Raw genomic sequence first — 20182 nt, forward strand, 5'->3', positions numbered from 1 at the left:
AGGGAAAGAGTAAGGGAAAGTTCACTTGCTACAAACTTAGTATTTTCAAGGGTTTGTGAGGAATTTGATAATCAACTATAACAGTTATTAAATTTCCTAAAATAAGTGAAATATCAACTGGAATTTGACTTGCGGATTTTGATGATAATATAGTAAGAACAGAAGTATTTTATTTGCCAGAACGTCAATAACAAATATGGGAAAGAGATGGTACTACATGGGAATAATTAAATATTTTAGAAAAAAGTACTGGGAAGCAGCCATTTTCAGAGGTGGGCGACGTATACCATTTACCTGTGATAGATTAACAGCTGTTCCTGATAGCGCCTATGCATTGTTTACTGAAAAAGAATTAGAAAAAATTTACGAAGAAAGAGATATTTTTCATGAGCGGCTAATGCATATGATTGATTCTTTTTAATCATATGTACATCAGAGTTTTATATATTACTTATGATATTGTGCCGGCTTTGTCGCTTTGTATCAGCCGAATGAATACAAGAAAAGGAGCTGTCGGGAAATAGACAGCTCCTTCAAAGAAAATCTGCAGGATACCTTTCTTCTTTCCTTCTGTAAGTTCATTCCACCCACACTTTTCTCTGGATCTTTTCACCTGTTCACTTGTAAGCCCAGATTTCTTGCCATTCACCCTTTCAAGAACCTCTTCTACCGTCTGCTGATAAATTTCCTTCATCACTTCCGCCTCATCGTTTCTAAGTATTTACTACCTGAATTTCTTATGCAATGAAAGACCTCTTTGAAAAAAATATAAAAAAAAGACCTTCATTGCATAATAAAAAATGCAATAAAAGTCTCACCATTTCCTTATGATACCGGATGCTTCTACCGTACTAACAACATCACAAACGCAATTTGTTAAGCACAGGTTACTCCCCTTTATTGGATCAAATCATATACCCAAAGTAACATGATTGTCAAGATACTTTATCATTACTTTTTCATTTTATGTTATACTTTTTACATCGTTAACACTATTAAAATAAATTCTCCGGAGGTGAATCAAATGGATCATACGAATAATTCCTGTTGTTGTGGTGAAGCGGAACATTTTTCCGGATGTCTGATTTGTGGTGCTCCTATTACGTATCGTGCTGAAAGCTCTATTCAGACGTGTAGTATCTGCCATAAAGAGCAATTAACCAATGCGGTCTGTGAAAATAGTCACTTTATCTGTGATGCCTGTCACAGCTATGGCACATATGCTCCGGTAATCGCAGCGCTCAGAGACAGTACCGAAAAAGATGCTTTGCTTCTTCTGGAAAAAATTATGGATCTTCCATCTGTACATATGCATGGACCGGAGCATCATGCAATTGTTCCGTGCGTTCTTCTGACAGCGTTTCGCAATAATGGAGAACATATGAATTACGATGCTGCACTATCTGAAATCTGTAAAAGAGCGAAGCAGGTTCCGGGCGGTACCTGTGGTTACTGGGGTGTCTGTGGAGCTGCTGCCGGAGCCGGTATTTTCATGTCCGTTATGACTGGATCCAGTCCACTTCACAAAGATGCATGGCCGTTTCCTCAAAAACTTGTTTCCATTATTTTATCCAGACTGGCAGATGTTGGTGGACCTCGCTGCTGCAAACGTACCAGCAGAATTGCCATTGAAGAAGCCGTTCATTTTTACAGTCAGTTTTGTTCTGTAAACATTCCGTTGTCTTCTATAACGTGTAAATACTGCGAAGATAATCGCGAATGTATCCAGGAAGATTGTCCATACTATCCTGAATAACAGGCAAGGCAGTGATTCCATGATACCACGAAATCACTGCCTTGTAACTCGTTTGCCAGGATACAGCGCCCCATCTTCCCACTTTGCTTTTTTGCAGTTCCATGAACGAATATCCTTCTCTTCCAAAACACTCCTGATTCGTTCTTCTCCATTGTCCGATGTAAAAAGCGCTGTAATTTCCTTTTTTCCATCTACAATTTTCACACAATAATCTACCAGTTCCGGAATCTCAAACAGCAATTCATCCATCTCTCTGATACTTCCCAATGGATCCATCCGCTTTACAAAGTCCAGGCGTTTTATTTCACTTCCACAGAGGCATCTTCCTGGAATGATCCTTGACCAGTCACCGGTTCGATATCGAATCAACGGCTGTGCTTCCATTCCAATGGTTGTAATCACCAGTTCTCCCCATTTACCGTCCGGCAGCACATTTCCGTTCTCATCTATAATCTCTGTAATACAATGGTTTTCCCGCATATGCATGCCCTCATGCGCCGTGCAGCAAATGGCACCTCCAAGCCCCATCTCTCTGGAACCATAGTGCGGCCAAAGTCGTGTTTGCAGAATTTCTTCGATTGCTTTCATGACAGTTTTCGGACAGGCATCTCCGGATACCAGTGCTCTTTTTATACTGCCTTTTCCGCACATTCGAAGCATGGACAGCAATGCCGTCGGCATTCCCACATACGTATCCGGCTGCTCCTCTTCCAGAATCCTGTTCAGTTCGCCATAAGTTCTTCCTGTCCCGGTTGAAAGAGGTTTTGCTCCCAGACGTCTGATTGCCTCCGCGATCAGTTCTCCTAATCCAAAAGGACCTGAAAATGGCATAGCCACCATCGTTATACTTCCAGGATAAATAAATTCACCCAGACCTGCCATAAAAAGTTCTATGGTGTGTTCACAGTCTCCCTCTGTATAGAATACACGTTTACCGGCACCGGTAGTTCCGCTTGTCTGTTCTGATATCACTTTCTGTACTTCCCCCTGGGAGCAAAGCAGCATCCTGCCTCCATCTCGTGCCAGATCTGTTTCTGTCGTAAAAGGAAGGCTTCTCAAATCTATCAGGCTTTCCAGTCTTTCCGGCAAATCTCGGTAAAAACCCTCTCGTTCTTTCTCTCTCTTCAGTACAATATTTAATTTCTCCAGCTGTATTCTGTGTATTTCATCTCTTGTAATCTCTGTAATGCCTTCCTGCTTACAGATCATTGCATCTATATTCGATCGTTTCACTTTCTATATAAATATATTCCTTTCGAATTCGTCAGATTATATGCACAAAATGGCACCATTCCATAATCAGAATCCACCTCGCAGATATAACATCTTTTCAGACGTTCAAGATCCAGATTCCATGCATCCTGAAAAATCATCCCTGATACTGCAAAAGTTTCATTATGAACCCGGATCAGGAATTCATCCAGCGCATCTGTCTGTGTCATTTCATCATCACTAAATTTTTTTGTGCTATAGCTCCACTGATTTTCCACATACTGTCTGGAATCATCGCTGGTAGTACAACAACATCCTCTGCCTGATTTCTTTTCCAGGAGTTTCAGTTCCCTCTCACCTTTTTTCAGATAACTTGCATGAAAAGAACAATATGGATTCTCTGCTCCACCACCGGCGAAATCCTCGCTTTTCATAAGCCCGTCAGTCTGTTCCTCGATCAGCTTCAACATCTTTGGTATGGTAATCGGAGCTTGTGGACGCTGCTGAGAACATCTGCCAAAATAGCTGATCGGCTGGAAATGTACTCCTCTTACAAATGGCATATGATCCATCGCAAACTTCAGGATATCTCCAACTTGCATGTCATTTACTCCTGGAGCAATGACAGGTACCAGGGCAATTCCCAGTTCCGCTTCCGAACAGTTTAACACAGCCTTTTCTTTCAGTTCCATCATAGAGCGTCCACGCAATGTCCGATACACGTCATCTGTGACACCGTCAAACTGAAGAAATACCGTATTCAGTCCTGCTTTTTTTAGTTTTCTGGCGTATCCTGCTTCCTGCGCAAGACGGATTCCATTGGTATTCAATTGAAAAAATGTAAACCCTTTTTCTCTACCCATATGTATGATCTCCGGAAGATCCTCCCGCATGGTTGGTTCTCCACCTGAGAGCTGAATATTGAATGGTCCTCCATGATCCATCAGAAAATCATATTGCTTTTCTATTTCATCAATTGAAAGATCACCGTTTTCCAGACATTCTCCTGCCGAAGCAAAGCAGACCGGGCAGTGCATATTGCAGCGCTTTGTCACTTCCAGTATCATACAACAGCCTTTTCGTTCGTGCTCCTCACAGAGTCCACAATTATCCGGGCAGGATTTCTCTTTGATTTTGGGATTTACCGGAGTCTCCGCAGACAGGTTTTCTCTTCCCCAGGAAAGATACTCTGCTGCCGTTCCTTCCCAGATCAGTGTCTGAAACTTTCCGTGGATATCACATTCTTTCACCAGATAAATGCCATCTTCACCGATACATTTTTTAGCCGTAAGTACTTTCATACATATCGGGCATACACTTTTTGTTTTACCCAGCGTAATCATAGTTCCAATATTCCCCGTTCTGTCAGTATTTCTATCACTTTCGTATAAGTATCTGCAATCAGCGCAGGACATTGCTCCATAATCACTCCCCAATCCAAATTAGAAGTGATATCCTTACAATAAAAAGCACCAAATTCTTCTTCGGTCTTCTTATGGAACCACTGATATAATTCCTGCACAGCCGGTTTCATCTGTATATCTTCTTTCTCCTGCGGAGCCAGATTGCCAAGGAACAAACCTATCGCACAGGCTCCTCCTGTCAGGCAGCCACAGGTATCTCCACAGTAACCGATCCCACCGCCAAGACCTCCCAGAGCCTTTACAAGCTGTGGATTTTCCTCACCTATGGCTTCCAGTGTCATAATCATAACCATTTGTGAGCAATGATAACCCATACTGCTAAGTTCTATGATTCTTTCATAAAGATCCATGTGCTACTCCTTTCTGCCAACCAACATGGTATAGCGCAGCTTCTTTCCTTTATATTCTTTCTGCAGAAGCTTATACTCTTCGCAGCAGAACGAATCATTCCAGATTGCTTCCAGATAATATTCCCGCCAAAGTAACGTCTGATCCTCCTGCCGGAGAATGGTAAATCCTGTCTGTTCTGCCATTTTCAAAAGATTTCCGGTATCAAGATCTGACAATAAAAGAAAACCTCCCTTTTTCAAAACGCGCCAGCATTCAGATAGTGCATTTTTCTGATCTCTGCTAACAAAAAATGCACACTGGCTGATGCAAAGATCTATACTGTCTGATGAATACTGCAAATGCAGAAAATCGCCAATTTCCACATCACTGCCCCGTGGGAAAAGATCCACGCCATGTGCTTCCAGCCCAAATGATTTCAGGATTCGAACCGTGTCTCCTTCTCCTGCTCCAAGATCCAGTGCTTTCATTTCTTTTTTCCATTCTATGTTCTCCAGAAGATGAAGCGTCTGCGCTTCCCCTCCCGGATGCCTGTTCATCTATTTATCCTCCAGTGCACGCTCCACCGCGAGCACTTTTCCAAGTGCGAGTTCTTCCGGAACATACACAAACCCACACTTTGGACAGACAGGCATTTCCACAGGAAACCCATTTTCCAGATACATAAATTTTGCTTTTCCTTTTACAAGAGGAACCTTACATTTCATGCAGGTCAGCTTTCCTTCCGGATCAATCGTATAATATGTTCTTTCTACTGCCATTACTGTCCCACCCTTTTCATAATATTCATTCGATGACTGTATGCTCTGTGTACCAGATATCCGTCTTCTGTTTCCACAAACCGCACCCAGAATGTGACATTTCCCAGTCTGCTTCTTGTCACCAGTTCTTTTGTTTCTTCATCCAGGATTGCTTCCTGATTTTCTCTGTAATCTGATAACACACGTTCCACATCACTTTTCAGTATCATGCGCTCATCCATCATATGGATTGCCTCCTCTGTATAGGCAACAGTATAGTCTTTTTTCTCCATGATCGGTTCCTCATTCCAGATGTTTTTTAAAAGTGTTTGTTTCAATATGAGCCTGTTGTAGCGTTTCTCACTGATATCAGGCATGTTGCTGGCATTTGCCCCATACAGAAGTTCAAGTATATGTCGGGATTCTCTTCCCTCTCTGGCAAATCGGTCTCTGCATGCCATGCAGTATGTAATATATGGTGCATCGGAACGTTCCAGACACTTTTCTGTCATTTTCGCTGCCATATCTTTATTGGCATATGCCGTCAGACCTCCATATCCACAACATGGAGACAAATCTCTGGAATATTCTGTATCTTCAACGATACATCCCATATCCGACAAAAGTTGTCGTATCATATCTTGTGTCTGTGCATCCCCTCTGGCACCACAGGCATCATGTATGGCAACCGGTATCTCCAGTCCTTTCGCCTGCTGTGGAAGTCCGATTTCTCTCAAAATTTCCCAGATTCCTATAACATGTGCTCCAATACTTTCTTTTAGCTGCTTCATGCAGCTTGGACAGCCTGCAATGATGATCGGATCACCAAGCTTGGCCAGTTCCTGTTTCAGCTGCTCATTTACTTTTTCTGTCATTTCATAGCGGCCCGCCCATTCGCTGATTGCACCACAGCATCCCAGCATCAGAGCAACACCTCTATCTACCCGATTACTTAAATCTTCGTATGCCTGCATAACCACATCCGGCGCTATCGCCCCTGCCTGACAGCCCGGGAAAAATACATATCTGCAAGTTTCATATCCCGGCTGGGGTCTGCTAAAAAAAGCCTCTGAATTTGAAAATAACATGTCCATCAGTGCAAATTCATGTGGCGCCAGCGGCATCTTATCTGTGGATACCATATTTTCTCTTGCTGACTTACACACCTGACTCATATCAAATCCATTCGGACAGATCACCGTACACTGTCCACAGAGGGCACAGGCATTCATCGGTTTGTTCATCGGATGATCTCCCATGATAATCTGCGTATTATTATAGATCTCACGGGCTAATAAACCCGGATGTTTTTGATATTCACTTAAATACACACAGCCTTTCATGCATTCGTCACAATGACACTGAATACATCGTTTTGCTTCTTCTACAGCTTCTTCTTTTGAATACCCATCCTGACCACAGAAAATCTTATTCGATCCATGGATTCCTTCCATGTTCGTATAAAGCTTGGTAGTCACTGCTCCTTCACTGCCTCTGTTGCTGTGCGGCGATAAATTCTGTACCAGAAGATCCACTGTCAAAGCTGCCCGCTTTGCGGCAAAAGCCGCATCCATCACAGATTCCGCAGGTCCGCTGACAATCTTTGCCTGTTCTCTTAACATAATCTCGACATCTGCTGCTTCTTCCGGAGCTAACATTTTTGCCACTTCTTCTGATGCGCATACCACATCTGCCAGTTCCATTTTTTCTCTGATAAACGAAAGATTCAAACTGCATCCAAATTCAAAAGAAAGATCCATAGATTTCAGACGTTTCACTTCATTGCTGCGGTCTGATTCCAAAAGATGTCCGGCTGCCGCTGCAATATAGCTTTCATAATCTTCTTCCTTACAATAAATCGTCGTAGGATACATTTTCTTTTCCAGTTCCCCCGCAAGAAACAGTGGAAATAATCCAGAACCAAAGATTGCTGCCTTTTTCTTCTTTCTCATGCGGAATACACTGCTTCTTCTTCCCGGTTCTCCATACCGGACAATCGCACGTTCTACTTCTCGTATGGAGACACCATCACCAAGTTCACAAAGCTTGCAATTATCTTCGCAAGGCGCCGTACATCCATCACAGAGAATCATTGGAAATGGTGTAATTTTCTCATAAATTGCCAACGCTTTCTTAAAATTTCCTTTTGCAGCATAATACAGCATCTCTTTTGTATCCATTTTGAAAGGACAGGCTGCAACACAGTAGGCCGGCTGTTCATGGACGCAGAGACTGATCATATGATCCATCTCTTCTTTTGACATTCGATTTACATGATAAACGTGAGTAGAACCTCTCTCCTGTATGTATGTCATAACCTGATACTCCTTTCGTCTGTAAAGGGGAGGCAGTTTCCCGTCTCCCCTGATTATATCACAGTTGGCAGCTTTTACTCCAACCACATTATGAATTAAGCTTATTTCTCAAGTTCTTTTAATGCTGCAAGAACCCTTTCCGGACGGGCAGGGATACGTGTAATACGTGCACCTGTCGCATTAAAGATTGCATTCAGGATTGCAGGATGTGGAGCATCCAGTGGAGCCTCACCACAACCAGCCGCACCGTAAGGACCACTTGGACGATATGTTTCATTGAAGTGAAGTTCAATATCATCCGGAGCATCCTTTGGATATGGAATACCACAATTCTTCAAAGTGGTGTCATGGTTCAAATCTTCAAAATCTTCCGAAAGAGCAAGACCGATACCCTGTACAAGACCACCATAGAAATTACCTTCTACAAGAAGTCTGTTCATGATCGTACCTACGTCAGCTACGCAAGTAAATTTCTCAACGGTAACTTTACCTGTTTCTGTATTAACAGCAACTTCCGGCAGGAAGATAGTATACATATAAGTTGCAAATGGATCGCCCTGTGCGGTATCCTGATCGATCGGATGATCTGCACAGAATGTAGTTACCCAGTTACCTTCATATTTTGTTGCAAGCCCTTCTGCTACCATCTCATCATAAGTACGGAATGTTCCGTCTTCTTTCTTCATTGCTGCTACAAGATTTTCTGCAGCCAGACGACATGCATTACCTGACATAACCTGTGAGCGTGATCCTCCTGCAGGTCCTGCATTCGGACATGTCTTCGTATCATTCATAACCAGTTTAATCTGTTCCGGTCTGATTCCTGCCTGACGCAGTGTTTCATGAGATGATACAAGAACACCCATATCAGCCCCCTGTCCATGATCTTCCCATGCAGCATACATCGTAACGGTTCCATCCGGATTTAATTCTGCAAATGCATTTGATGTATCAACACCATCAAGACCACAACCGTATACTCCAAGAGATACACCGATACCATATTTCATCTTTCCGTCAGAAGCTGCATTCTTTTCGGCAACACGTTTTTTCGCCGCTTCATACAATGGACGTGCTTTCTTAAACAAATCTTCCTCACAATATACCTCCGGTGGATAACCTGTCGGGATGGTAGTGCCCTCTGATTCTTTATAGCAGTTCATTTCACGGATATCAAACGGATCGATTCCCATCTTAGCTGCCAGCACGTCAATCGCAATCTCAGATCCCATATAAGACTGTGGTGAACCATAAGCACGGAATGCGGAGCCCCATGCATGGTTTGTAAATACGGTTGTTGATTTATTACGAATAGAATTAATTCCATAACCTGCGCCTGTAAACTGAGAAAGTCTCATGGTAAGCAGATCGCCAAATTCTGAATATGGACCGTGATCTACATAGTTGTTACCCCAAAGTGCTAAGAGTTTACCATTTTCATCTGCTGCAAGCTTAATATTCATAAATGCAGGAGATCTCTTTCCTGTATAAGTAATGTTCTGGAACTGATTAAATACCAGCGATACCGGACGTTCCAGAATCTTAACAGCTGCACCAATCAGAGCCTCATTTGTCGGTGAGAACTTGTAACCAAATGTTCCGCCTGCATGGTTCTGAACAAGTCTTAAGTTTTCCATTGGTACACCGATACCATCTGCGATCATAGGCATATGAAGATGTATACCGATAGATTTGGAATGCACTGTTATCATACCGTCTTCATCAATATATCCATAGCCACAGTCCGGTTCAAGGTGAAGATGTGGCTGACGTGAGCAGTAAGATTCAATCTCAACCTGCTGGGAATCTGGTATACTATCCCAGTCAAAATCAGGACCTTTGATACAATTTGTCTCAAAGAATGCATTTGGAATACCAGGATGAATATCTGCTGCATCAGGTGCAATTGCATCCATTGCGTTCATGTATGCAGGAAGTTCTTCAATCTCAACCTTTACTGCATCAGCAGCTGCACGGGCATGTTCTTCTGTATCCGCAGCTACGATCGCAATCGCATCACCAAACTGAAAGATCTTTTCGTCGCAGAGTACAGGACGCTCAAATCCGTCTGTCTTATTGTGTTTCGGAAGCATTACAAGACCATTGATCTTGTTGGTTCCGCCTGCTGCCTTAATGTCCTTCGCTGTAATAACACGAACAACTCCCGGCATACTCTCTGCTTCTGTTGTATCGATACTGAGAATATTTGCGTGAGAAACCTTGGCCTGTGTAAGTGCAAGACGAAGAGTTCCCTCCGGCATCTTTAATGCATCATCTGCACCGAAATCCCAGGTACCTGTTACCTTCTGTGCTGCTGATGGACGGATATAGTTTGTACCGACGATAGAATCACCTGTCTGCTTGAATACGAGGTCTTCTTTAGTCATCTCGCCACGCATAACTGCTGCTGCCGCCATGGTCGCATCGATAAGCGGCTTGTAACCTGTACAACGACAGAGATTACGCTGCTTGTTAAACCAGTCCCTCACTTCTTCACGGGTAGGGCTCGGATTATTATCGAGAAGAACCTTTGCTGAAATAATAAAACCTGGTGAACAGAAACCACACTGTGCACATCCATATGCCATCCATGCAACCTGTATCGGATGCATATCAGAAATTGTTCCCACACCCTCGATTGTTGTGATCTCTGCATTGTCCGGAACACGGCTCATCTTGTAAATACAGGATCTTGTAACTTTTCCGTTCATAATAACATTACATGCTCCGCAATGACCTTCTCCACAACCGATCTTACATCCTGTAAGAAGAAGATGCTCACGAAGTACCTGAGCCAGTGTCTCATCCTTATCAAGAATAAGGATTCGCTCCACACCATTGATCTTCAATGTCTTTTTAATCATGTTTCATTCCTCCTTTAAAAAATACACGTTCCGATGTTACAAATCTTCTGACTTATGTGTTCCACATGGATCATGATCGGCTCCCTTACCCGTCAGATCTTTAAGTCTTTCCATTCCTCTGACAGAATAGAAAACAATGGAAGAACTGCTTCCGTCCAGATTCTCACCGCTGAGTTTTAAAACATTCGCATTCTCATAATAATCAATCGGAAGTGTCCGACTGTATTGCTCTCCTGTGCGCTCATCTTTTACCTGTATCGTAACTTCTTTTGCGGTAATTTCAAAAATCTTATCCATGGAAACGTTCTCCTGTTTACATTATTTTGTATAATTTCATGTTATCATAATTTTGTACAGTTTTACAAATTGTAAATAATTATTAGTTGGCTATTTTCGCCCTTTTTTATATTGTTTTTATTACTTTATTTAAAAATTTTACTATTTATCCTCACTTTTCATGCTATAATAATATCAAATTTGTACAATGTTATTTTTAGGAGGTATCTATGATGCAGACAGGTGCTCTCATCGTAGCTGCAGGGAAATCGTCACGAATGGGAGACTTCAAGCCCATGCTTCAGCTTGGATCCATTTCCATCGCGCAGCGTGTGATTAATAACTTCCGGCAGGCCGGAATCTCTAAAATAGTGGTGGTAACCGGATATAATGCGGATGCTCTGGAACGCCACCTTGCTTCCAATCATGTTATTTTTCTTCGAAATGAGGACTATGAAACTACTCATATGTTTGATTCTGTCAGGATTGGACTGGAATATTTAAAAGACAAAGTGGATACGGTACTCTTTACACCTGTAGATGTTCCACTATTCACAGCACATACCGTTACACAAATGCTTTCTCTTGGACAGCCTCTTGTCACTCCGGTCTGTAACGGAACTCCAGGTCATCCGATCCTGATTCGTTCCTCATTAATTGAGTCCATTTTAAGCAATGATGGAAACACTGGTCTGAAGGGTGCTGTAGAACATTGTGGAACTCCCATGTATTGTTTAAATGTAGAAGATCCTGGAATCATTCATGATGCGGATACACCAGAGGATTATGTAGAACTTCTTCGTGCACACAATCAAAGTCTGATCCGTTCAGAGATTCAGATTCAGCTGGCACGGGAAAAGGTCTTCTTTGATGAACAGCTTTATTCGCTGCTTACACTGATTCATGAAACAGGATCTGTTCGTGATGCCTGCGAACGCATGCACATTTCCTACTCCACCAGCTGGAATCTGATCCATACATTAGAATCTCAGCTTCATGAACCGCTGATTATTCGAAGTCAGGGCGGTGTAAAGGGCAGTCACAGTGAGCTGACACCATACGGAGAAGAATTTTTGAAGCGATATGCCCGTTTTTCAGAGGAAACACGTACCTGTTCCGAAGCAATATTTGAAAAGTGTTTCAGAGGATTTTTCAATGCGTAATCTTTATCTTATTCGACACGGAAAACCACAATATCCAGATGAACATTCTTACTGTATCGGTCAGACTGATTTTTCTTTATCTATGCTTGGACATCTGCAGTCAGTCCTTCTTCACGGAGAACTGGATGATAAAATAACTGCTGTTTACTGCAGTCCTTTGTCAAGAGCTATGGAAACGGCTGCACATATCACACCTGATCTTCCACATATCACTATCTCAGATTTAACAGAACGAAATCTGGGAGAATGGGATGGTCTTTCATTTGATGAGATACGCAAAAGATGGCCGGACATATATGAAGCACGTGGAATGAATCCTGATTACCCGATTCCAGGAGCAGAAACTCCTTTCGCATCTGGCATGCGTTTTTCGCAGGCAATTTATGAGATTCTTCGTTCTTCTGAGGGTGATATTGCGATTGTTGCTCATACAGATGTAATTTCTTCTTATCTGTATTTGCTTGATTCAAAACAGCATGCCAGACAGTATTTTCGTCTTCCATGTGGTTCCTATTATCATCTGAACGCAGACGATAACGATCATGTTGCCTTATCTGATTCGACTTACCTGCTGCCTCATCCTGACTTGCATGACGAACTATGCCGGATGCTTCGCGATTCGGTGTCTCTTCCTCATCATGTACAAGCGCACAGTGATGCAGTGACTGAATTGGCTTGCCATTTCTGCGATCTGCTGGAATCTCATGGTTACTTTTTTAATAAAAAACTGATTCGCTCCGGAGCACTCCTTCACGATATTGCCAGACTTCAAAAACATCACACCAAAACAGGTGGTGATCTTTTCTTACAATTAGGCTATACTGAAATCAGTCAGATTATTTCACAACATCATGGTTTACAGAAGACACTTCTGAATGAAGCGGCTATCGTCTTTTTATCAGATAAACTGATTCAGGAAACCGAACGTGTAACCATCGAAAAACGATTTGCGGACAGTCTGTGTAAGTGTAACAGTCCCGAAGCTTTGAAATCTCATGAACGACAGCTTAAACAGGCTCTTGATCTGCAAAATATGATACAGACCATCTGTCACATGACGATATGACTTATAGAAAATTACAGGAGGTGTTTTATATATGAGAACTTTATTTCAGATCATACAACAAGAATTTCAAAAAGGAAACGACCTTGTGCTTGCATCCATCGTTGCTTCCTCAGGATCAACGCCAAGAGGTGCCGGTTCCCGTATGTTGGTTGGAAAAAAAGGCCGAATTGCCGGAACCATAGGCGGAGGTGCTGTCGAATATCGTGCAGAGCTTATGGCACTTGATATTCTTGAAAAGAAAGAATCCTGTGAACATGAATTCCGGTTGAATCGCAAAGATGTTGAGAATATCGGTATGATTTGTGGTGGTGATGTTACCGTATTTTTCCAGTATCTGGACCATAATGACCCTATTATTATGGAACTTGCAGTAACTGCTGAAACATTATATAAAGAACGAAAAGATTTCTGGCTGATCTGTGATCTTCATGCTACATCCGGTATGAGTCTTTACAGTGCATCCTATGGATTGACTGGAAATGCTGATGTTCCTTCTTCCATCTTATCTTCCTTATCTGCAAGACCATGCCGTCATCGCAATGAAACCTGTGACCTGTTTACAGAACAAATCGGTACATCCGGAACTGTCTATGTATTTGGAGGCGGGCATGTTTCACAAAAGCTGGTACCAATACTTGCAAGTGTTGACTTTCACTGCATCGTTCTGGATGACCGTCCGGAATTTACAGATCCTGCTCTTTTCCCGGATGCAGCGGAGACAATCCTTTGCGATTTTGATCATCTGGATCAGAGCATTTCTATCACAGATGCTGATTATTGCTGTGTCATGACACGAGGTCATGCCTATGATACGATTGTGCAGGCACAACTTCTTGCCACACCTGCATGCTATATCGGCGTCATTGGAAGTCTCGCCAAAAGAGCTGGTGTATTTCATCGTCTCGTAGAAGAGTATGGAATCGATGAGCGAGAATTAGACCGTATTATCACGCCTGTGGGACTTAATATTAAAGCAGAAACACCTGCTGAAATCGCAATATCTATCACAGGACAAATGATTCAGGTTCGAGCTGAAAGAAAGGCTGCTATGAAATGATGACAAAACATGTCTACAAAACTATTATATTCGGTGCCGGACAGATTGGGCAGATGACTGCCCGACTTCTTGGAAATTCCTATCAGATCATGTGCTTTGCCGATAATGATCCGCGCAAACATGGACAATTTATTGGTAATATCCCAATCTGTTCTCCATCAAAGGCCGCTGCTCTTCTTCCTGATCTGATTATTCTTGGTGTATTGGATGAAGAGCGGCGTGGTTCTATGATGCAGCAGATGGAGCACTTGGGCTATCACGGTTCATTTTGTGATCCTTCTGCACTTCGCATGTTTGATGCACGGGTTGCGGTTATGCGCCTTTTAGCCGAACAGATGCATCAACAAAATATCCCTGGAGATGTGGCAGAACTTGGTGTTTTCCAGGGTGATTTTTCTTGCCTGATCAGTACAGCCTTTCCAGATCGAAAAATACATCTTTTTGATACTTTTGAAGGCTTTTCAGAAAAAGATATTGCCGTAGAAACCTCCAGGCATCTGTCTCGCGCTAAAACAGGTGACTTTTCTTCTACAGATGTAGATTCTGTTCTTCGCATCATGCCTGATCCATCACATGTGATCATCCATAAAGGATGGTTTCCGGATACTTTTTCCGATATTACCGATGAAACTTTCTGTTTCGTATCATTAGATGCAGATCTCTATGCTCCAACTGCTGCTGCATTACCTCTATTTTATGAACGTCTGTCTATCGGCGGAGTTCTCCTGATCCATGACGTATACAGTACCCAGTTTTCCGGATGTAACAAAGCTGTAGACGAATTCTGTCTGAAACACCACCTGTTTGCAGATCCTGTATGCGATCTGCATGGAAGTGCTATTATCCGAAAAATCATTTAAAACCTAATCGGAAGCCTTTCATAATCCTATACGCCTTCTGTATTATGCTATTTTACGAGATACCCTCCATCCACCGGAATGATTGCTCCGTTGAGATAGTCGGATGCATCTGATGCCAGAAAATCTGTGATCTCTTTATAAAGTCTGGCATCATATACCGCTATCAGCGATTCTTCTTTTCCATTATGACACAGCATAGTCACCGGTTGGTCGGCTTTTTCCATTGCGAACTTCAACAGATTTTGAAGTTCTTCCACAGGTACCAGCGGCGTATCTACCCCCAGCACCAGGCATTTTTCTGTCTTTGCCCTTCGAAAACAGCTCTCCAGACCGCCAAGTGGACCCTGACCGGAAATTCGATCCGGCACAATCTCTTCCCCACACTGTGTTCCACGATATCCAGAAATTAAGATCTGTTTTGCTCCCAACTGACATCCTTTTCCGATCTGTATCTCCAAAAATGTCTGTCCATCTAAAAGCAGATCTGACTTCTCCCTTCCCATATGGCTGCTGGCACCACCTGCCAGGACTACCAGCGTAAAATCTGATGGCAATTGCTGTTCTGCCAACTGACCGTTTTCTAATTCAGATATATCAGTCTGCATTTTCCGATTATTTTCTGGCACAGTTCGTTGCCTCCCCGGTCAGGATCTGTAATCCATGTTCCAGCGCTGGAATAATATATTCCAGACTTTCTCTGACTGCTTTCGGGCTTCCCGGCAGATTCACGATCAGTGTTCCTTTTCGAATACCTGCTGCTGCACGACTGAGCATAGCTCTTGGTGTAATCGTCATACTATATGCTCTCATTGCTTCCGGAATCCCCGGCACTTCACGTTCTATAATATCCTTTGTTGCCTCCGGCATACAGTCTCTCGGCGAAAATCCGGTTCCACCCGTAGTTACAATCAGCTCTGCTATTCCCGCATCTGCTATACGAGCCATCTCATCTGCCAGCATCTTTCTGTCATCCGGCAAAAGAATGGTATGCACCACTTCGTAATCGTTCGCTTCCAAAATTTCCTGGATTACCGAGCCACTTTTATCTTCTCTCTCTCCTGCATATCCAGAATCACTGGATGTGATAATCGCAGCTTTCATAATTCCTTATCCTCCTATCTGGGACATTAATTTACATTCATCTGTCTCAATCTCTTCCGATGTAAAATGATGACTGACCGGTTTTTCCCATATTACTTTCTGTATTGCCTCTGTCAGTTCATCATCTGTGCATCCTGAACGCATCAAATTCTTCAAATCCGTTCCAGTCTGATATTGCAGACAGGCTTTTAAAAATCCTTCTGCTGTCATACGCACACGATTACACTGGTCGCAAAACTTATGCGTCATCGCACTGATAAATCCTATTTTACCCTGAAATTCTTCTATTTTATAATAATGACACGGTCCATTCCCATATCGTTCTTTTATTGGAGTCATTCTTCCATATGCTTTCTCTAATATTTCGCATATTTCACTTTCTCCCCGAAACTGAAAATCCTTTCCATATCCAATCGGCATCATTTCAATGAAACGAACATGAATCGGATATTGCTTTGCAAGTCTCGCTATCGATACCAGATTTTCCTGCTCTTCCACTACCGGCACACAATTAATCTTCAATCCAATCTGCGGATACTGTAATGCCGCCTGGATTCCCTCCAGCACCCGATCCAGACTTTCTCTCCTGGTTACCTTTGCAAACTCTGCTGCATTTAAAGTATCCAGACTGATATTTATATCATCAAGCCCCGCTTCTGCCAGATCTGCTATCTGTTCTTCGAGCAATACACCATTGGTCGTTAATGTCACTTTTTCGATGCCAGGAAGTTCTTTTAACATTCGAACCAGTGTGGCACAATTCTTTCTAATTAACGGTTCTCCTCCGGTCAGTTTGATCTTACGTATACCTAAACCAGTCATACATCTGCTGATTCTGGTAATCTCATCATAAGTCAGAATTTCTTCATGCGGGATCTGCACAACTCCATTTTCCGGCATACAATAGACGCACCTGAGATTACATCGATCTGTAATGGATATCCGCAGATAGTCAATCTCTCTTCCAAATCTATCCTTCATACTATTCTTTCGGGTTTCGATATAACCCGCTTTTTCCTCCGCTTTTTTCTACCAGATGAATGTCCGTCAGCTCCATGGACTTGTCAATTGCCTTACACATGTCATAAATTGTCAAAAGTGCCACATTCACACCAGTAAGCGCCTCCATCTCCACACCGGTCTGACCTTCCGTTTTGGCTGTACAGATTGCCGTAATTTCAAGATTTTCTTCATCCATTTCAAAATCTACCGAACACTTCTGAATCATCAGCGGATGACACATCGGAATCAGATGAGATGTCTGTTTTACCGCCATAATGCCAGCCACTCTTGCTACTCCAAGTACATCTCCTTTTTTCACAGTCCCCTGTTTCACTGCATCCATCACAGCCTGACAGACACAAATCTTGCCTTTTGCTACTGCGGTTCTGGATGTCGGTATCTTTCCGGACACATCCACCATAACAGCGTTACCCTTCTGATCAAAATGATTCAGCTTATTCTCCATCTGCCTCACCTGCTGCCTTATCTATCACAATTTCATCGCCTTCTGTCAATACGCCACCATGAAGTACTCTGGTAAAGATACCTTCTCTTGGCATAATACAGTCACCCATAATTTTATAAATCTCACATCCACTATGACATTTTTTCCCGATCTGTGTCACTTCTAATAATACCTCTCCGCTGCGAAGTCTGGTGCCAACCGGCAATGCCTTCAGATCGTATCCACTTACAATCAGGTTTTCTCCAAATGCTCCGTCTTCGATCGGTGCTCCCTTTGCCTTGAATTCTTCTATTTTTTCATAAGAAAGAAGACTCACCTGGCGATGCCACTTGCCGGCATGGGCATCCTTCTCGATTCCAAATTCTTCCATCAGTCTGGCACTATGTACATTCTTTTTCTGTGTACCTTTCTTCTCACTGATATTTACCGCCATAATCTTTCCCATTTTATTTCCTCCTTCATCCCTCAATTCACTCTTTCGAAATAAAGAGATGTCTGTTATACTAGATCTAGTATAACACATAGTAAACATGATAAAAGAATTGTTTTTTCAATTGGAGAAATTATGTATATTAACGAACAATAACAAAATCTGTCTCTGCTAGAGACAAAAACATATCAATATATCGGAAGAAATGGAGAATCCCGTACGGAACAAGAAGAAGTATTGAACGAACATATGATGGATGTCTATATAAATGATCATCTGACTATGAAACTTGTTTGCCTGCCCCAGCATCTGACTGAACTGGTTCTTGGAAGATTGCTGACAGAACAAATCATCACGTCTTCCGAAGATGTAGATCATATCTATATCTGTGAATATGGAAAACGTGCAAAAGTCTATTTAAAAAATTCGGCACACAGCACACAATCCTCATCGGATGCCTTTGTAGAAGTAACTCCTACCTGCTGTACCGGCAATCATATTTTAAATGATTACTTTGTTACATCCAAAGAGCCGCAGTCACTTACACCGATTTTCTGGAAACCAGAATGGATCTTTCATATGGCGGATGCCTTTGCGGATGGTTCTCCTCTCCATGGCATTACCTTTGCCACACATAGCTGCATTCTCGCTCAAAAAGATCACATTCTGTTTTCCTGCGAAGATATCGGACGGCACAATGCTTTGGATAAAGTGATCGGCTACGCTCTGCGGCACAATATTGACCTGCATCAATGTATGGTATATTCCAGCGGCAGAATACCTACTGATATGACTTTAAAGGTCATCCATGCAGGGATTCCAATTCTCTCCAGCAAGGCTTCTCCTACTTCTGAAGCAATTGATCTTGCAAAAAAATATCACCTGACCCTGATCTGTGCAGCCAGAAGGGATCGAATGAAAGTATTTACGAAATAATGTTTGACAACCGCATATTAAACCACCGGAACTGGATATTGAAAGCTTTTTCGCATTTTTCACGAAAGAATCACCGTATCATAGATTACCTCAACCTTGATACGGTGATTCTTTCATTTATTTTAATAACATCACATCTTTTTCATCTATCCCAATCCATATCTTATTTCCAGAAATATGCTTTTGGTACTGCTGCCATTGTTCTTTCGTCACATCTACGCGAATCCTGGCTTCTTCTTTCGTAGATACGATCAAGATATACGAAAACACGTCCTCAATCACTCTTTCCACTTTACATGGAAATACGTTTTTCGTTGTGCCATCTGCTTCCGGTAGTACCGGATGTATAAAGTGACTTCGCACTCCTACACTGCTGGCGTCTTCTTTTCCTGTGGTATCACACTGCAATGTAATTCCCCAGTCCAGAGCCATGACTTCGCCTGCTGCTGTCACCGCCTGCGGGCGATCCTCTATGGCTGCCACTTCCACCAGTTCTGCACCAAATTCTTTCATGCGAGCCGCCAGAAGTCCCTGATTACAATCATAAATCTTCCCCGGAATCAATCTTTTTCCGGGTGCCATTACTTCATCTCCGGTAGTCAGAACAGCTGTTCTTACCCGACGATAAACCTTCACTTTTATGACTCCCATACTGGCCAGTATACCTGCTTCAATAAATCCGATTTTGTCACCCTTTTTCAAAAGAACCGTTCCATTTTTAAAATTCTCTCCCTGATAACAGTAATTCTGCCACTGTCCGGTCGGACGGAAGATTCTGACAGTCTCTTCTCCATAATCTGTATCCTCCTGACGGACACAGCAGTCACAGCCTTTCGGAATAGCTGCGCCTGTCATAATCCGAACCGCCTGCCCCCTTTTCCACTGTGACTCTGGAATACTGCCCCGCATCAATCTCTTCCAATACCGTCAACTGTACCGGATGACTTTCTGATGCATCCGTTATATCCTCCGCTTTGCAGGCATAACCATCCACAGGTGATCTGTCAAACGGCGGGTTATCAAATCCTGCAATCATATCCTTTGCCAACACTCTTCCACATGCCTGCAAAAGTGGTACAGTTTCCGTTTCCTCTATTACTTTTGTATGTTCCAGCAGTGCTTCCAGTGCCTACTCTACCGTAAGCTTTTCCATGCTTATTCCTCCT

The 20182-nt window shown here is 42.6% G+C and carries 22 protein-coding genes and 2 pseudogenes; 7 read left to right on the forward strand and 17 right to left on the reverse strand.

The window, feature by feature from the left end:
• Positions 1–217 precede the first annotated feature (217 nt).
• Positions 218–421 carry a hypothetical protein gene (locus NCY57_RS12520; protein ID WP_147602745.1) on the forward strand — a complete coding sequence of 68 codons (204 nt, stop codon included), beginning with the start codon at positions 218–220 and terminating at the stop codon, positions 419–421.
• A gap of 30 nt (positions 422–451) precedes the next feature.
• Here NCY57_RS12520 and NCY57_RS12525 read toward each other — a convergent pair whose 3' ends face one another.
• Positions 452–694, reverse strand: a complete 243-nt coding sequence (locus NCY57_RS12525; protein ID WP_015526489.1) for a cation-transporting P-type ATPase — start codon at positions 692–694, stop codon at positions 452–454.
• A gap of 330 nt (positions 695–1024) precedes the next feature.
• Here NCY57_RS12525 and NCY57_RS12530 point away from each other — a divergent pair, with 330 nt between their 5' ends.
• Positions 1025–1756, forward strand: a complete 732-nt coding sequence (locus NCY57_RS12530) for a DUF5714 domain-containing protein (protein WP_173739554.1) — start codon at positions 1025–1027, stop codon at positions 1754–1756.
• Positions 1757–1789: 33 nt separating this feature from the next.
• Here the strand turns inward: NCY57_RS12530 and NCY57_RS12535 are convergent, their stop codons facing one another.
• The 8 genes from NCY57_RS12535 to NCY57_RS12570 all read right to left on the reverse strand — a co-directional run bounded on the left by NCY57_RS12535 (position 1790) and on the right by NCY57_RS12570 (position 10956).
• Positions 1790–2965 (reverse strand): DVU_1553 family AMP-dependent CoA ligase, encoded by a 1176-nt coding sequence (locus NCY57_RS12535; protein WP_015526491.1) that lies wholly within the window; start codon positions 2963–2965, stop codon positions 1790–1792.
• A 20-nt stretch (positions 2966–2985) separates the two neighbouring features.
• The gene (gene trsS, locus NCY57_RS12540) at positions 2986–4311 is read right to left on the reverse strand and encodes a radical SAM (seleno)protein TrsS (RefSeq protein WP_173739553.1); all 1326 of its coding nucleotides are present in this window, start codon (positions 4309–4311) and stop codon (positions 2986–2988) included.
• On the reverse strand, positions 4308–4742 hold the full coding sequence (locus NCY57_RS12545) for a DVU_1555 family C-GCAxxG-C-C protein (protein WP_021650124.1): 435 nt from the start codon (positions 4740–4742) through the stop codon (positions 4308–4310). Before NCY57_RS12545 ends, trsS begins: the two co-directional genes overlap by 4 nt.
• Before the next feature lie 3 nt (positions 4743–4745).
• Positions 4746–5279, reverse strand: a complete 534-nt coding sequence (locus tag NCY57_RS12550) for a class I SAM-dependent methyltransferase (protein WP_110103577.1) — start codon at positions 5277–5279, stop codon at positions 4746–4748.
• Complete coding sequence (locus NCY57_RS12555; protein WP_005427475.1) at positions 5280–5501, reverse strand: DVU_1557 family redox protein; 222 nt, start codon at positions 5499–5501, stop codon at positions 5280–5282.
• Complete coding sequence (locus NCY57_RS12560; RefSeq protein WP_173739552.1) at positions 5501–7795, reverse strand: pyridine nucleotide-disulfide oxidoreductase/dicluster-binding protein; 2295 nt, start codon at positions 7793–7795, stop codon at positions 5501–5503. The genes NCY57_RS12555 and NCY57_RS12560 overlap by 1 nt, the downstream gene beginning before the upstream one ends.
• 101 nt (positions 7796–7896) lie before the next feature.
• Positions 7897–10659: a molybdopterin-dependent aldehyde oxidoreductase gene (locus NCY57_RS12565; protein WP_147602747.1), complete on the reverse strand. Its 2763-nt coding sequence runs from the start codon at positions 10657–10659 to the stop codon at positions 7897–7899.
• A 36-nt stretch (positions 10660–10695) separates the two neighbouring features.
• Entirely contained in the window at positions 10696–10956 is a 261-nt protein-coding gene (locus tag NCY57_RS12570) for a hypothetical protein (RefSeq protein ID WP_015526497.1), read from the reverse strand.
• A gap of 209 nt (positions 10957–11165) precedes the next feature.
• Here NCY57_RS12570 and NCY57_RS12575 point away from each other — a divergent pair, with 209 nt between their 5' ends.
• Genes NCY57_RS12575 through NCY57_RS12590 form a run of 4 tightly spaced genes read left to right on the forward strand, consistent with a single transcriptional unit; the run spans position 11166 to position 15081 of the window.
• Positions 11166–12098 (forward strand): NTP transferase domain-containing protein, encoded by a 933-nt coding sequence (locus tag NCY57_RS12575; RefSeq protein WP_021650129.1) that lies wholly within the window; start codon positions 11166–11168, stop codon positions 12096–12098.
• Positions 12091–13164 (forward strand): histidine phosphatase family protein, encoded by a 1074-nt coding sequence (locus NCY57_RS12580; RefSeq protein ID WP_161209219.1) that lies wholly within the window; start codon positions 12091–12093, stop codon positions 13162–13164. Before NCY57_RS12575 ends, NCY57_RS12580 begins: the two co-directional genes overlap by 8 nt.
• A gap of 31 nt (positions 13165–13195) precedes the next feature.
• Complete coding sequence (locus tag NCY57_RS12585; protein WP_173739551.1) at positions 13196–14221, forward strand: XdhC family protein; 1026 nt, start codon at positions 13196–13198, stop codon at positions 14219–14221.
• Positions 14218–15081, forward strand: coding sequence for a TylF/MycF/NovP-related O-methyltransferase (locus tag NCY57_RS12590; protein ID WP_110103571.1), 864 nt, complete (start codon positions 14218–14220; stop codon positions 15079–15081). Before NCY57_RS12585 ends, NCY57_RS12590 begins: the two co-directional genes overlap by 4 nt.
• A gap of 47 nt (positions 15082–15128) precedes the next feature.
• On the opposite strand, the pseudogene NCY57_RS17190 reads toward NCY57_RS12590, so the two are convergent.
• The 6 genes and pseudogenes from NCY57_RS17190 to NCY57_RS12620 all read right to left on the reverse strand — a co-directional run.
• Positions 15129–15203 (reverse strand): annotated as a pseudogene (locus NCY57_RS17190) (SDR family oxidoreductase); the annotation flags it as partial.
• Between the two features lie 6 nt (positions 15204–15209).
• A pseudogene (mobA, locus tag NCY57_RS16835) lies at positions 15210–15686 on the reverse strand (molybdenum cofactor guanylyltransferase); the annotation flags it as partial.
• Between the two features lie 7 nt (positions 15687–15693).
• Positions 15694–16182 (reverse strand): MogA/MoaB family molybdenum cofactor biosynthesis protein, encoded by a 489-nt coding sequence (locus tag NCY57_RS12605; RefSeq protein ID WP_202031526.1) that lies wholly within the window; start codon positions 16180–16182, stop codon positions 15694–15696.
• Between the two features lie 6 nt (positions 16183–16188).
• Positions 16189–17163 (reverse strand): GTP 3',8-cyclase MoaA, encoded by a 975-nt coding sequence (gene moaA, locus NCY57_RS12610; RefSeq protein ID WP_044960389.1) that lies wholly within the window; start codon positions 17161–17163, stop codon positions 16189–16191.
• Position 17164: 1 nt separating this feature from the next.
• Positions 17165–17650: a cyclic pyranopterin monophosphate synthase MoaC gene (gene moaC / locus NCY57_RS12615; protein WP_118752616.1), complete on the reverse strand. Its 486-nt coding sequence runs from the start codon at positions 17648–17650 to the stop codon at positions 17165–17167.
• Complete coding sequence (locus NCY57_RS12620) at positions 17640–18095, reverse strand: MOSC domain-containing protein (protein ID WP_118752615.1); 456 nt, start codon at positions 18093–18095, stop codon at positions 17640–17642. The genes moaC and NCY57_RS12620 overlap by 11 nt, the downstream gene beginning before the upstream one ends.
• Positions 18096–18317: 222 nt before the next feature.
• On the opposite strand from NCY57_RS12620, the gene fdhD reads away from it, so the two are divergent.
• Positions 18318–19016 (forward strand): formate dehydrogenase accessory sulfurtransferase FdhD, encoded by a 699-nt coding sequence (fdhD, locus tag NCY57_RS12625; RefSeq protein ID WP_243004415.1) that lies wholly within the window; start codon positions 18318–18320, stop codon positions 19014–19016.
• 117 nt (positions 19017–19133) lie between these two features.
• Here fdhD and NCY57_RS12630 read toward each other — a convergent pair whose 3' ends face one another.
• Together NCY57_RS12630 and NCY57_RS12635 are read right to left on the reverse strand one after the other, a co-directional pair.
• Positions 19134–19871, reverse strand: coding sequence for a molybdopterin-binding protein (locus NCY57_RS12630; protein WP_250789734.1), 738 nt, complete (start codon positions 19869–19871; stop codon positions 19134–19136).
• Positions 19840–20142 carry a hypothetical protein gene (locus NCY57_RS12635; RefSeq protein WP_084449111.1) on the reverse strand — a complete coding sequence of 101 codons (303 nt, stop codon included), beginning with the start codon at positions 20140–20142 and terminating at the stop codon, positions 19840–19842. Before NCY57_RS12635 ends, NCY57_RS12630 begins: the two co-directional genes overlap by 32 nt.
• Between the last annotated feature and the right edge of the window lie 40 nt (positions 20143–20182).

The organism is Blautia sp. MB18-30 (genome assembly GCF_023669475.1).
Taxonomy (GTDB): domain Bacteria; phylum Bacillota; class Clostridia; order Lachnospirales; family Lachnospiraceae; genus Blautia_A; species Blautia_A fusiformis.

What these genes read in the sequence shown, in the direction of transcription:
- NCY57_RS12555 (WP_005427475.1), bottom strand. Translation starts at nt 5,501, where the DNA reads ATGGCAGTAGAAAGAACATATTATACGATTGATCCGGAAGGAAAGCTG.
- NCY57_RS12590 (WP_110103571.1), top strand. Translation starts at nt 14,218, where the DNA reads ATGATGACAAAACATGTCTACAAAACTATTATATTCGGTGCCGGACAG.
- NCY57_RS12585 (WP_173739551.1), top strand. Translation starts at nt 13,196, where the DNA reads ATGAGAACTTTATTTCAGATCATACAACAAGAATTTCAAAAAGGAAAC.
- moaA (WP_044960389.1), bottom strand. Translation starts at nt 17,163, where the DNA reads ATGAAGGATAGATTTGGAAGAGAGATTGACTATCTGCGGATATCCATT.
- NCY57_RS12535 (WP_015526491.1), bottom strand. Translation starts at nt 2,965, where the DNA reads ATGATCTGTAAGCAGGAAGGCATTACAGAGATTACAAGAGATGAAATA.
- NCY57_RS12570 (WP_015526497.1), bottom strand. Translation starts at nt 10,956, where the DNA reads ATGGATAAGATTTTTGAAATTACCGCAAAAGAAGTTACGATACAGGTA.
- NCY57_RS12565 (WP_147602747.1), bottom strand. Translation starts at nt 10,659, where the DNA reads ATGATTAAAAAGACATTGAAGATCAATGGTGTGGAGCGAATCCTTATT.
- NCY57_RS12575 (WP_021650129.1), top strand. Translation starts at nt 11,166, where the DNA reads ATGATGCAGACAGGTGCTCTCATCGTAGCTGCAGGGAAATCGTCACGA.
- moaC (WP_118752616.1), bottom strand. Translation starts at nt 17,650, where the DNA reads ATGGAGAATAAGCTGAATCATTTTGATCAGAAGGGTAACGCTGTTATG.
- NCY57_RS12525 (WP_015526489.1), bottom strand. Translation starts at nt 694, where the DNA reads ATGAAGGAAATTTATCAGCAGACGGTAGAAGAGGTTCTTGAAAGGGTG.
- NCY57_RS12520 (WP_147602745.1), top strand. Translation starts at nt 218, where the DNA reads ATGGGAATAATTAAATATTTTAGAAAAAAGTACTGGGAAGCAGCCATT.
- NCY57_RS12605 (WP_202031526.1), bottom strand. Translation starts at nt 16,182, where the DNA reads ATGAAAGCTGCGATTATCACATCCAGTGATTCTGGATATGCAGGAGAG.
- NCY57_RS12545 (WP_021650124.1), bottom strand. Translation starts at nt 4,742, where the DNA reads ATGGATCTTTATGAAAGAATCATAGAACTTAGCAGTATGGGTTATCAT.
- NCY57_RS12630 (WP_250789734.1), bottom strand. Translation starts at nt 19,871, where the DNA reads ATGACAGGCGCAGCTATTCCGAAAGGCTGTGACTGCTGTGTCCGTCAG.
- trsS (WP_173739553.1), bottom strand. Translation starts at nt 4,311, where the DNA reads ATGATTACGCTGGGTAAAACAAAAAGTGTATGCCCGATATGTATGAAA.
- NCY57_RS12550 (WP_110103577.1), bottom strand. Translation starts at nt 5,279, where the DNA reads ATGAACAGGCATCCGGGAGGGGAAGCGCAGACGCTTCATCTTCTGGAG.
- NCY57_RS12620 (WP_118752615.1), bottom strand. Translation starts at nt 18,095, where the DNA reads ATGGGAAAGATTATGGCGGTAAATATCAGTGAGAAGAAAGGTACACAG.
- NCY57_RS12560 (WP_173739552.1), bottom strand. Translation starts at nt 7,795, where the DNA reads ATGACATACATACAGGAGAGAGGTTCTACTCACGTTTATCATGTAAAT.
- NCY57_RS12530 (WP_173739554.1), top strand. Translation starts at nt 1,025, where the DNA reads ATGGATCATACGAATAATTCCTGTTGTTGTGGTGAAGCGGAACATTTT.
- NCY57_RS12580 (WP_161209219.1), top strand. Translation starts at nt 12,091, where the DNA reads ATGCGTAATCTTTATCTTATTCGACACGGAAAACCACAATATCCAGAT.